The organism is Bacillus sp. E214, from assembly GCF_008087365.1.
Taxonomy (GTDB): Bacteria; Bacillota; Bacilli; order Bacillales; family Pradoshiaceae; genus Pradoshia.
On the sequence record NZ_VENN01000001.1, the window covers coordinates 1,539,616 to 1,553,587 of the forward strand.

Here is a 13,972-nt window from a genome sequence, read left to right on the forward strand (position 1 = left end):
AAGGGAAGTGGATACCCACTTCCCTTGTTATTTATACTTTTTTCGTAAACTCCGTATACAAACTAGCTGGAACTTCATGTTCAAGTTCCATTTTCACTGTGATAGGCTTTTCTCCCTCAAACTCAACCGTATTTCCTTTACCGATGTAAATATAAGGCTCCGTTTTCTTATCGATCATTTTATACTTCCTTACAAATAAATGAAGCGTAATTCCTCTATCTTTATTATAGACGATATTTTTACCTTGTTCCGATGTTGGAGCAGTTTTATTAGGTGTTTGCCATTGAAAATAGCGTTCATTAATAAATTCATCGTGATAATTAATACTTTCCTTAATATCCGCTTCCTTATGCAAATCAATAAACAGGAAGTAATCATTCCCGTTAGCTAGTAAACCCGATCCCCTAAAGGCACTATGACTCTTCCGATAGTTAGAAAGTAAAGCCGCATCAGCCATCTGATATTGTTCATACAGCTTAAAATGAGGAACGCCATAATAGTCTTCTTTAAATTCCTTTTCGTATCGAAATATCCCATAATGAATGGTATCCTCTATAAATGGTCTATATATCTCATTGTCTAAAAGACGTTGATAGGCTGGTGTTTTCGTTAACTGACCATTCACAAGTAAAAACAATTTGAAATTACGTTTTTTCTGAGCTGGATCGTAATAATCTTGATTCCAGCATTCAAGCGCATGCAAGACACTATCCTCATCCACATCTTTCACATACTTTAATATTTCTTGTTTAGCTTGGTCTAAAGAAAGCTGATCATGATCTAATAAAAATTTGGCAATCACAAATTCATATACACGTTTAAGTGGCAGCTTACTAGATAGTTCTTTTAAGGCCCCTTCAAATGAATCATTTAATAGCAAATTCTTTAACTGCTCATTCTTTTCTACCTTGGCTACAAACTGTAAGTATGTCTTCTCTCGATCAATAAATTTAATAGGATTAGGAGAACCATCGTACTTCATATAATCCATTAAATAGTAAGGAATATGACCATTATTCATTTTCTTAAATTCGAAATACTCTTCCTTCAAATACTGTAAGGAATTGAAGTTTTCCTTATCAATTTGCGCTAAGATTCGTTCCTTAGATATTTTATCCATCTGGATATGCGTACAACCTGGAATATTAGCAAAGCCAGTAGCAATCGCCACTTTCAAGCTTTCTTTATCATAATAGCGGCTTCCATTTAATGCGATCGCAATCAAGAACGTTTTACTATGATTACCGATGAAATCAAGCACCGTTAAGAAATTCTTATCCTTATATTTACGTAGTCCTCGACCAAGCTGCTGAATAAATACGATAGGTGAATTCGTAGGTCGCAGCATAAGGACTGTGTTAACAGAAGGAATATCAACACCTTCATTAAAGATATCAACCGTAAAGATAAACTCTAATTCATCATTATCATCTTCTAGTCTATTAATAAGTGCTGTACGTTTATCTGATTTATCATCGCCAGACAAACAAACACTTGGGTAGCCCCTCTTATTAAATTCCTCCGCCATAAACTTAGCATGTTCGACCGTTATACAAAATCCAAGGCCCTTTCTCGTTAGACCGTCAAAGCCATAGAAATTCATTTTGTCAATGATAAAATCAACACGTTGATTGACCTTTAATCGCTTCGTAATTTCAGCCACATCATCAATATCCACGTCACTTAAATCTACTTCAGCGATATCTGTTATCCCAAAGTAGTGGAAAGGAATAACTAAATCATCATCAAGTGCTTCATGTAAACGAACCTCTAACGCCACATTATTATCAAACAGATCAAATACATTTTGCTGATCGCTACGTTCTGGAGTAGCCGTCATTCCTAACGTGAATTGTGGAGTGAAATAATCAAAAATCACTTGATAGCTAGGGCTAGTCGCATGGTGTGCCTCGTCAAAAATAATATAATCAAACTCATCTGGTCGATAATCCTGGTGGTACTTTGAGATCGTATTGATCGTCGCAAAAATATAATCAGCATCCTTTTGCTTTGTATTCCCTGTTAATAAGCCGAAGGATAATTTCTCATTAGGCAGAAGCTTTTCAAATGTCTCCTTTGCCTTCTTTAAAATTTCTTCACGATGGACAATAAAGAGTAATCTCTTAGGCTTGAAGGATTTGACATCAAAAGCAGACATATACGTTTTTCCCGTTCCAGTCGCCGCAATCACCAATGCCTTTTTCTCTCCATAAGAGCGAATTCGCTCTAAATTTTCCATAGCCCGTCTTTGCATTTTATTAGGTGTGATATACTCTGCTTTTTCATAGATGAATGATTGATTATTCGTAAAATCACTCAACTTACTCAAAAAGTCCTCATACTTAGCAATAAAAGCATCATCTGCTTGAGTACTACTATTCCATAATATCTCATATTCATTTAGTACATCCTGAAGAAAATGTGTGTCTTCCTTCACAATCATTTCCACATTCCATTCAATATTACTCTTCAATGCGCTCTGAGTAATATTCGAGGAGCCAATAATAATCTTATAATAGTCCTCGTACTCAAAGATATAAGCCTTCGTATGAAACCCAACTGTCTTATCTGTTTCAAAAACCTTCAAGTGTATATTCTCAAATTCATTAATTCTCTTAAGCGCCTTAGCCTCAGTGAAATTCAAATAAGTGGACGTAATAATCTGGCCACGAACACCTCGATCTTCCGCCTCTTTAAAAGCATCCAACAAAAGCTGCAACCCACTAAAATTAATAAACGCCACGCTAAAATAAAACCGTTTGCATTGATTTATAGAAGAAATTAGTTCATTTAACAAATTCCCTTTATCCGAATTGACAATAAGTTTTTTTTCGATTTTCATGGATGTCTCCTGACTGTTGAATGTAGTAAAAGTGTAACACTCATAAACATAGTACCATATAAGTAAATAATCATCTTATACATTAGTAGCTAGTCTACCATGCAAAGTCCTTACTAGACATAATAATAGATGGACTATATTTTTTGTACCTTAAAAACTCTAGGAACATGGAATCAAAAGAATCCTTATATAGTAGCAGTTACTTTTAATTACTGTTAAGTTCTTAAGTCAGTTTATGTACATTCTTTTTTAAGAATAACATACTAGAAAATACTTAAAATGGGGTCTCAAGCTATGTTTAAGATGCTCCATAATTTTCTCTATGTGGTGAAATGACCGTAATTCTTTAGGAACATAGATGAAATGAGTCAATTTAATACTATTGAATTACGTTACTCTTCTACAAAATGAAGAAACATCCTTTTTTTAATGTTTAGTTTAGCATATCATTTACAGCTATCCATCATGCCACCATAAAAATGCCCTATTTTTTATATTTTGGACATACGATTTCCTAAATTTGTTGTGTAAATTCTAGAATAATTCTTGAACCTCCATATAAAAATAATGAAAAAAGAAGCTTTTCATAAGTTCTTTTTACCTATGAAAAGCTTCTTAAATTATTTAAGTTGCGATTAAGAGAACGAACAAACACAAGGAATCGTATCATCCGGCTGGAACAAAAATTTCTCTACACCTTGAAAATCCATATCTTCACGATATTGTTTTAAGGTATACGGTCGCCCATTTTTCTTTAATATGGAAACATCTTTCTTGAAATGTTCACGAAAGCGGTTCTCCATATCCTCCTGCTCTTTATATTGTTCTGGCCAAATGGCATATAATGTCGCATAGTGTTGAAAACCGCCACGAACACAACGTCCACCACAATTGGCATGGGAGAATCCATTTATACCTTTTTTTACCAGTTTTCGCGCAAGAATATTATCTTCCAGCTTTGCAGCCTCTATTGCAGCTGTATACATTCGAGGTAACTTAATACCCCATTCATACTGTATTATTCCCTTTGCATCAATATCTTCTCGTAAGGTTTCTATTAATGGGAACCTTGTCTCAATAGGTTCTAAAGGGAAGTGAGCATAAAAAGAGCGAATTCCTGCAGCCTTACGGATATTCATATCACCGCTATTCTCTTCTACGATATTTTCTCGACGTTTTACATGACTGTCATCTCGACGATGTTTTTCATGTGGTGCAATACCAAAGTATAAAATAGGCTCAACTTTTTCATTATCACGAAGCTCTTCTAAATATATCAAAGTCTGACGTACTTTTAACTCTTCAGAGCATTTAGCTAATCGTGAATTACCTAAATATCTCATATCAAAAAACACTTCTTCTGGTGTACGACCATCTAGAACTTCCGTAATCTCTAAACCGACATATTCAGCAACTTCATCCATAAAACGTAAATTATCTTCATCTTCCCATAAAGTGTTAGTGAAAAACAATTTACAATTCTCTCTTCTATATGCTTGAACCATATAATAGGATACGTAAGCACTTCCAGCACCACCTGAGAACATTGCAATATGAACACGTCTTCTCTCAGATCGAGGTAAATCAATACCCCATACATTTAAAATTTCATCCTTAATATTAACTTTATCAGCTAAATGTTCAATAGTGAATCTTACTTGTACTCCAGGTAATAATTGTTCAAACAAGCTTAACACTTCAAAACTATCATTCCAGTCATTTTCTACACTCTCAATACAAATTTTATTTTGTCCTTTTAAAATTTTCGGTGTAATTGGTAAATGTATTATTACATTAGATAAATTTTCATACGTAGCCTTTATTTGCTCAGCAACTATACTCAATTTAAAAGTAATATTTTCGTCAACATTTGTTTCTATTAAGTTATCAGTTTGCAAAGATAAATCTGATGTAATTAAATCTACCCCTAATTTTTCGGCTACATTACTCATAAATAACGCATTATTTAAATAAAGTGGCTCATCAGAAACATCACTAAATAAATCTATAAAAAATAATTTAATTGAATTTGACTCATGTTTTTTTTGAAGCATTTTTATTGTGTATGCACTATAAATTCCGCCAAAACCAACTACAACATGCTGTTCCATTATTTCACCTCTTTATTCAATATAATCTTTTGTTAACAAATAGATCATATATTCAATTTCATTATTAGGAATGCTTCTACCAGCATTTTTTAAAATACGATCGATATTAGAATAAACTGTTTTTGCCTTTACCGAAAACTCAGTCTTAGTAATAACTTTTTTATCCTCACCAATCATTAATACAACGGAATTCGATTTACTTTCTAAACCATTCTTCGAAGAATCGATTGTTAATTCTTTAAAGCTTTCCGTTAACTCTCCTACAAACTTTTCAAACGTTTTATCTGACCAGTCTTCTAAACGTACACCAGTGAATAATTCGATAAACTCATCAATCCATTTAGGACTAGATTGAGCATAATTTAAAGATTTAACTAGATCGTTAGTTTTTTTATAGTCTTCATACTGCTTTAACCATTCAAACAACCCTTCACGGGAATTAATCGAGGTAATATCCCCAAAAGTTTCTATTACTATTGACCGTTTACTATAAATTAATTGTTCAGCATATTGCTTTACTGCACGTAATGATTCTATACCACACCCAAATATTTCAAATAATTCATTCAAACTTTGTTGAGGTTTAACCTCAGTTTGTTTAATTAATCTACGTAGCTTATCAAATTCATCTGATACATCATGAGAAATTTGAACATAACGTGGCAATGAACGTAACCATTTTACTAGGGTACCACAAGTCTGAATCAATCGAGAAACATTTTGTCCCTCAAGACGATTTTCGTTGAATTCAGCAAAAATTTCATTAATTTGATTATAGAATTTCAAGTGTTCATTAGCAATTTTCTCATATGAATATCTATAGTTTTCTGCTCCTTCTTCCTCTAAAATTTCATATAGTTTATCACCATTCAATCCGGGTACGAAAATGTCATTTCTATATAGCATAAATTCGCTCCAACGATCTCGTAGTAACGCTACTAATAGTAAAGGTACTACTGGTTGACGAATTCCGTATGGTGATGTTGTGAATATTTTAATTAAATCAGCAAAGTTTCCAATCGGTTTTCGTTCTAATTGTTCCAAAATATCGTTGCGTAGTTTAGCATATGGCTCGTAATTAATGTTTTCATAGTCTGTCGTATGGATATTGGTTTCAAAATGTCCATTATTTTTAAATATAGCTGCATAAATTGCATAAGCGGGTCCGGTACCTGAAATTCCAAATTGGGGTTCTTTAGGTTGTTCTAAAATACCATTAATTAATTGTTTTGCGCCGGCTTTTTGTTGTGATGATAGTTTCATTCTATTGAAAAGATCATTAACAATCTTCGGCGTTAAAGGATATAAATTAAAACACAACTCAGATAACCATTCAGACATTTCTTTATCCGTTTTTGGATTTATCGTTTTATTCACATGATGCCATAGTAAATCCTTATCTAATCTTTGAAGTTTATTGATATATTTTGAAATTCCAAAAGTCGCTTCTCTTTGAAGAATTTTAATTTCTTCTAAAATTCCTTTATCCTCTGCCAATAAATTTTTATCCAACATAAACATTTCTAAAATAGTAGCATTTATTAATTCTGTTTTTATTGTTTTAACTGAATCTGGATGAATTACAAAGATTTCTTTTTTGAAGCATTGCATATTACGAATATATTCTAATATCTTTTTCGGACCTGTATTATCAGGAATAATGTAATAAATATTTATATCATGATGATTATTTATTTTTCGATACTGATTTAACTTATGCATTTCAGAATTTAAAATTAGAGTTACTTTTGCAAATCGAGTCATTTCAATTTCATCATTATAATAATTCGGGAAAAAATATTTTGCTTTGCTGTTTGCAAGCAACTCTTTTCTAACTAGTTCTTGATTTAATACAAACGTATTCTTCTTATCAGCAATTTTTTTCTGTAAGTCAACAATACTACCAGTATGAATTTCCCAAGCAGTAATAAGTGGGTTGAATCGAATAGCCTTAACTTCTGATAAGTATTTTAGTGCATAAGATAACTCATCTTCTTCTATTAACAATGCAAATTGGATAAATTCAGTTGTTAACTTTTGGTGCACAGTTAAATTACATACTTGCCAGAGAGAGATGAATTTTAAAATTGCCTCGGCTAAAGAAATATCAATTTGTGTGCTATCTATCCTAGATAATGCTTTACGATATAAAATAAATTGTTCAGTTGCTACACTACTTATATCACCGTCATCTATGGTAGTAAAAAAATAATCAAACAACTTGTATGGCGAATAATAATCTGAACTCTTCGAAATGTGATTTTGAAGTCCACCAGTTTCTTTACTTTCTAAAAATGTAAATAACGTACGCTCATTTTGACCGAATACACTTGAAAGTTTGGGTAGTAAATATACAGTGACTGGATGAACTGGATATAGTGATTCTATAACTACTCTTTGACGATCCTCTACATTTAGAATTGGAAATAATGAAAATGTTTGTATTCCTTTTGTCATTTGTGGGATGAGTTTAGTATTGATATTTGGCTTTTTTTCTAGATTTTCACTTAAAATAACTTCTGCAATTTTCAAAAATGTTGCTTGGTCACTAGAGATGGTGTATTGTCTTAAACGTTTTTCTACACGTTGGAATTCTCTAGCGATTTCATCATTGAATCCTGTGAAGTATTGTCTTAAATTTTTGTGCGTTATCAATAAAACATGCAAAGCTTTTTCACGATCTGCTATTTCAGCTAAATCTTGAATATCTTGCATTGTTTCATTCATTAATTCATTCGGTAGGCCTTGCAAAAATCGCCCAAATTCATCGTAAATTACAATGAACCCTAAATTGTTTTTATTTGCTACAGTTAATAAATATTCTAATTTTTGAAGAAATCCGTCTCCATAATCTACTTCAAATTCAGCTCCAGAAGTCAATTTCGGATAAATTTCACAGAACCATTGAATTGTTGCTTCATCTTCCTCAACAATTTTTTTATATAAGTCTTCTATTTTACAACCGCTATTTATTGCTGATTTTTCAAATTGTTCATATGTTAATGGAAAGTTGTCTTTCCACACATTAATTGATTGAATAATTCTAGAAGAAACACCTGGTAAAACTACCTCAATTCCTTCATTGTGAATTGATTGCACAATTCCTTGAATAATGGACTTTCTAAAACGCCCCTCATTACCGCTTAAAGCTATTGGAATGTATTTTACTTCAGTATTATTAGCTTGTTGAATCTTATCAGCAATTTCATCATTAAAGTGCTTAAATTTGTTCGTCAACTTCTCAACGCTATTTGTTTGTTTTGACATTAACGTACTAACAACTGTCGCTAAAAGGGACTTACCTGTACCATAAGCTCCTACAATGATATGTGAACGGTTTCCAGTTCCTAAAAAGCCATCTAATAATCCAATTAAAGCTTCAGTATGTGATGGAGTTGGGATATAACGATTTACAAATTCTTCTTTACCGATATCAAATCTAATATTTACGCTGGTTTTAAATGTCATTTTTTTCACCTGATCTTTTTATAGCTTAGCTTCCAAAAATTCTAATGCTGAAATAGGAGGAACTTTAACATTATCTAAATTATTTGTACGTACATATTCTAAAGGATATTCTTGATCTGAAGTTAAAGAGTTTAATATATCAATGGCTTGAGATTTTGAAATGTTAAATACTTTTCCCCATAACGTTTCGTGGTTCATAATCTCTTCCAATTGAATAAATTCTACTTTTTCATTTTGAGCATATCGAATTAATAAATAGTAAAATGCTGTTAAATCACTGGAATTATATTGAACTTTACTTTTCCGAATTAACTCGCTTCTCTCCCCCGAACGTTCTTCTTTAATCAAATTTAATGATGTAAAAGGACTAAAGATTGAATCTTCAGGGTCATTTTCATCTGCCTCTTTCGTATATAACTGAATTAAAACATCAATATCACGTTCTAATGATTTCTCCGAAACAGGCTTTGCTTCTTTTTCATCAACCCAAAATTTGAAAGCGGCTTTTAGATTTGCTCTTGAAGTGACCGTTTCTTTATATTTAGTAAAGAACCAATTAAATACTGTGGCTGTATTTCCAATATTTAATAACAGTTCTGAATGTATAATTGCAATTGTTGATTGTTTTTCTAATAAGCGATCCTTATTAAAAATGATTTCTCCTAGCTGAGTTAAATGATGAGTTTTATTATCCTCATAAACCAAATTCAGAGCTGTCAACCAAAATCTTAAAGAACGGACCATATTTTTCCCGAGTCCTATTTTCTCAAAATTATCTTTTTCGTAAAAAAATGTAGGAGAATTTTCTACATGTTTTAAACCTTTACTAATCCATTTATTTCTTAAATAGAAACTTTCATGTCTTCCGTAAGCCATCATTTCCCTCTCTTATATTCTGGTCTTATTACCCAGAAGTAATATGAATTAAAAATGTATAGTTTTTATCTTCTGGAGAGTGCCTCCAGTGTTCATTATAACAATCTTCAGCTGAAATTGCGAATATACATTCGTAAATCTTAAAAAAAGATTGTTCTAATTATTAATAAAATTCCTAATCAAAACCCTAACTTAATTATGATAATTAAAGCCAAACCATTAAAGTGAGCATTAATAAGTAGTGATTATATCAAAAATTTCATTATACAGACATAATAATCAACAGCTTTAGTATGTAAAATTATTGCTAATATAAAAACGGTACATGTAGGTACACGATGAAAGCATCTATAAACCCGAATTGCCGATAACCTAATAAGATTTAAAGCAAGAAGGCAGGAAACCCCTGCCTTCTTGCTTTAAATTAAAATTAACTGCTGCATCTTTTCTAATGCTTCTTTTTTTTCTACTTGTGTTAGATTGTTAAACATACTAATAACGGCTTCTACATTTAACTCATGCATTCTTAATTCCACAACATATGTTATTTCTTCTAATTTTCTAATAGATTTTTCGGTTAAATAGCTTGGTGTATTTTTTATATTATTTATCCAATTTGTACATTCTTGAGCTGACCATAGATTAATTTCTGACCTATCTACCAAATATTGTTTCAACCATTCTATTTCTTTTAAAGATAATCGTTCATCAATCTCTGCTTTATAATTATCTAAAATTTGGACAAAATCAACCTCAGATTCGATTTCACTCCATTTACGTTTTAAAATCTCGAATTCTTGTTGCACTTCGAAACGATTATCTTGTTTTAAGTTTACCGCTTGTAAATCATTCAGGAAGTTTTGAATATTATTGGCAGCTTCCTCAATTCCTTCACGATCCATCTCATTAATATCTTTATTTAAAATTGTTTTGACTTTTTGGAAAAAGTTTTGGCATTGACTCAATGTCTGTATATCATACATTGTTTCGTAAATTTCCCCAACCTCATCATTTAAAGCTTTTACCGCTTCTTTAGCCTGTTCAATAACTTTTTTTACTTCCAATACGCATTTTTGTTTATCTTGTTGTTGTAACTTACTCGAATCGATTAACGGAAGTAACTTTTCACCTATATGTTGTATTTCAGTCAATTTAGAATACCCATGAAACGGTTTAGGCGTATATTTAGAAATGTAATCATTGACCTTATCTTGAATAGGATCTAAATTATCTAAAATTTGTTCAAGCTTTGTAATCAACGCTTTTGCTTCAGTTCGATAATTATATTTATTTAATGATTCTATTAATTTTTTTACCCACTTTTCGAACATAGTAGCTTGGCTTCGAGATTGACACTTCAGATGTTTCAAAAAGTACGGGAAAACCTCTTCTAAATGTTTATGAGCTTCTTCTTCTATTTTCCTTGCATCATCTAATTGTAAAGAATTATAGATATATTTTTCTGATTCTCCAATATAACTTTGAATTTCTTCTGTAGTGTCTAGGATTTCAAAAACAGCTCGGATATCATCTTGTTTATTTTTTAAATTTGATAATTTATACTTCAGTTGACCAAACTTATTTAAAGTTTGGTTATACAAATTATTACCTTCTTTTAGAATCATCTCCATATTAGTAACTTTATCTTCTAATTCCATCGGAATATCTTCTTCAACTTTTAATTCATTAAACTTTTCAAATAAATCTTTTGCTACTATTACATCAGTATTTTGTACTGCTTTTTTATATAAGCTTAAAAACTTATTAGCAGACTCCTCTGGCTTGACCTGAACAACCCTTGTATCAAACATCACATTTAAATTAACAGATTTATCTGTAAATACTTTTATGGACCATTCATCTAAACGTATACGGCTATTTCCTATTTGAGTCTTTGTTTCTTCACGCCGAGACGCTAAGAATACGGCTATAAGAAGTGAAACAGCATAATCATTAATACCATATGGCACTTTTTGATATTTTTCGAAAATAGATTGTATTTCAAATCCACCTTCAGTCTCTAACAGTTGATCCCACTCACTAAATATGGATTGAACCTTTGGATTTCGCGGGGCAATTAAATTATAATCATCATTAAGAACAGCCCAAGATTCTAATGACTTTTGATATAGCACTGATTCAATACGACCTTTAATATCTGCGCTTTCTGCATGGATAGCTTGGTAAATAACATTCGAAAGAATAATTCGAGATATACGAGATAAACCTTTTTTTGCTTTACTTAATGATGGATGAGCAAACTCTGTATATGAGAACGGAATTACTCTTGTATATAACTTCTCAAATAATTCATTTGTAAAATTCAATAAACGAGTTGGCACTTTCTCCATTTTTTCTGATGTTAAAAGTATTCGTTCACTAGCTAACTCACGATACACATCTTCCAAAACCGATTGAGTTTTCACTTGGTAGTCATTAATAAAGCGAAGGTATTTATCGTTCTCTTGCTGAGTAAAACTTTTAGAAAGTCTATATTCTGCTACAGCTTCATAAAATCTATTTTCTTTATCATCTAGAATAAAAAATGCAATGGGTAAAGTATCAAACTTCTCTTCTTTTAAAATTTTCTGGATTACGGATAGTTTTTCGGAATTAATATTATTAGGTACATAAACCCAAATAATCTGGCCCTTAGCCTTATCAGGTTCCAAAGCTTCTAGATGTGTCATTTTTATCTTTGATAAGCCACGATAAGTTAAATCATTTACATGCATTATTGTTTGTGTAAACTTCCATTCACGTGTCCTAATGAAATGTTGTTTACCAAAAGCTGGTTCAATTTCACCAAGTTGAAGTTCGTCATTTAGACCAACATCAAATACAGAAGACATATCAATTTCAAAATTACGTTTCTTTTTACGTAATAACAACTTGAAATCATTCACACCTATTGCGTCAGCAATAAAATCAAATACATTTGCAACTTCGTCGTATGCTAGAACACCAAATTGTTCTTCTAATAACATAACTGATGATTCAATTTCACGAATAGAAGTGTCAGAAATATAAGCAATTAATTCCAATGTTTCCGACCGACTGTGTGTTTTAAAACGTCCGATTCGGCTGATCAAAATTGCTGCTAAAGTTTCCTTTACACGCTCATCAAATTTATCTCCATATTTAGTTAAGATCTGATTATATAAAATACAGTATTCACTTTGTTTTCGACCTTCTTGCTCAGCAGCCAATAATTCGTTAAAAAATTCTGAACGAATTATACGAGTTGATGGAATTAAAATTAAATCTCCAAACTCATTCACTTGCCGATCTGTTAAATCATTAATCATACTCTCTAAGAAAGTTAAAGTCGAACGTTGCTGTAACCATGATGATAAATTTGATAACACCCAAGTAGTTAACGGATGTAACGGATAAATCCCCTCTAAGACTACCTTTTTAAAATGCGAATAATTACTCCAAACACTGGAGCTTCCAGCATCAGGTAACCATTTCATAAGCTTTTTATGAAAAAGTTTCCACTCATCATCATTCTTTTTAATTTTATTTGTAACCAATTCTTGAAACGCATTTACATTTTTACGTTCAATTAGATTTGCGAAAATCGTTTCTAAATTTGATGATAAATGTATTTTTTCACTCGATTCATACCTACCAACATAACGATTAATATTGGCTGTACGATCTACACGAGTTAAATAAGATTTCAAATCAGATTGAATGAAACCTAAAAACACAATCTTATCATCTGCATTTTGTACTGCTTCATAAATCTGTTGTAGTGCTGCATCAGATGCCTTTGTTGGATTACTTGAGGCAAATTCAATATAACGACCAAACTCATCAAAGAAAACAATCACTTTGTTGAATGGTTCACGCTCTCCACACATTTTATCTGCAATTTTTTCAAGTACATCTCCAGCTGATACTCCTTCATCCCATCTAATATATGTACCGTTAATTTCTTTATAAACTTTGTTTATTACTTCAAAAACTTCAGAATCAGAAAGTATATTCTCAATTAAGTATTCTTTTAAATTTAACTTTGCGCCTGAATTACTTAAAGCTGTTGCAGCCGTTTCATATTGCGTTTTAAAATTATCAAATGTATTTTCTACAAATACTCTTGCAATATCATAAGATTTTGTTAACTCTTTCAAAAACTCTGTATCAATATTTTGCTCATTTAAAGTTTTTTGTGTTGCATTAAGTATTTCATAGTTCAAGTTAAAATCACGCATACCATTTAGCATTAAAACTAAGTTTGGCTTTAACTCATGTTTTGCAACTTGTTTTGCTATATTGCTATCGACTGATTGTAAATTATTCAAAATGACATTTTGAGCTTTAGTATTACCACTTAAAAAACTAGCCATTGCGACAGATAAATGTGATTTGCCTGTTCCATACGGAGCAATCGTCAGGAAAAAATTAGAAAGTTGACTATCGCCATAAATTTTATCAACTAAAACGTTCATAAAAGAAGCTGTATCTAGTAATCTATGACTTTTGATTGCAATTTCGTCTGATGAAACACCAAAATATTCTGGTCCATGAAACACAAAACTACTAGCAACATCATATTGTTTTTGTTCATTATAAAACCAATCAACTTGAATCGCACCATTGAAATACAGTTCTTTTTTAAAACGTATTATATCTTGGAATTTAAACATTAGAACTCCTCTCACTTATT

5 protein-coding genes are annotated in these 13,972 nt (G+C 31.5%); all 5 read right to left on the reverse strand.

What is annotated here, in order from left to right; all coding sequences use genetic code 11:
• Nucleotides 1-31: 31 nt before the first annotated feature.
• The 5 genes from FHY47_RS07175 to FHY47_RS07195 all read right to left on the reverse strand — a co-directional run bounded on the left by FHY47_RS07175 (nt 32) and on the right by FHY47_RS07195 (nt 13,952).
• Nucleotides 32-2,842, reverse strand: coding sequence for a DEAD/DEAH box helicase (locus tag FHY47_RS07175; RefSeq protein WP_139892368.1), 2,811 nt, complete (start codon nt 2,840-2,842; stop codon nt 32-34).
• 635 nt (nt 2,843-3,477) lie between these two features.
• On the reverse strand, nt 3,478-4,953 hold the full coding sequence (locus FHY47_RS19205; RefSeq protein ID WP_257469128.1) for a hypothetical protein: 1,476 nt from the start codon (nt 4,951-4,953) through the stop codon (nt 3,478-3,480).
• A 12-nt stretch (nt 4,954-4,965) separates the two neighbouring features.
• The gene (locus FHY47_RS07185; protein ID WP_148629974.1) at nt 4,966-8,421 is read right to left on the reverse strand and encodes a DUF6079 family protein; all 3,456 of its coding nucleotides are present in this window, start codon (nt 8,419-8,421) and stop codon (nt 4,966-4,968) included.
• An 18-nt stretch (nt 8,422-8,439) separates the two neighbouring features.
• Nucleotides 8,440-9,297: a DUF4007 family protein gene (locus tag FHY47_RS07190; RefSeq protein ID WP_148629976.1), complete on the reverse strand. Its 858-nt coding sequence runs from the start codon at nt 9,295-9,297 to the stop codon at nt 8,440-8,442.
• Nucleotides 9,298-9,716: 419 nt separating this feature from the next.
• On the reverse strand, nt 9,717-13,952 hold the full coding sequence (locus FHY47_RS07195) for a hypothetical protein (RefSeq protein WP_139892370.1): 4,236 nt from the start codon (nt 13,950-13,952) through the stop codon (nt 9,717-9,719).
• Between the last annotated feature and the right edge of the window lie 20 nt (nt 13,953-13,972).

Excerpts from the sequence above, each read along its gene's own strand:
- FHY47_RS07185 (WP_148629974.1), bottom strand. The coding sequence starts at position 8,421 with ATGACATTTAAAACCAGCGTAAATATTAGATTTGATATCGGTAAAGAA.
- FHY47_RS07195 (WP_139892370.1), bottom strand. The coding sequence starts at position 13,952 with ATGTTTAAATTCCAAGATATAATACGTTTTAAAAAAGAACTGTATTTC.
- FHY47_RS07190 (WP_148629976.1), bottom strand. The coding sequence starts at position 9,297 with ATGGCTTACGGAAGACATGAAAGTTTCTATTTAAGAAATAAATGGATT.
- FHY47_RS19205 (WP_257469128.1), bottom strand. The coding sequence starts at position 4,953 with ATGGAACAGCATGTTGTAGTTGGTTTTGGCGGAATTTATAGTGCATAC.
- FHY47_RS07175 (WP_139892368.1), bottom strand. The coding sequence starts at position 2,842 with ATGAAAATCGAAAAAAAACTTATTGTCAATTCGGATAAAGGGAATTTG.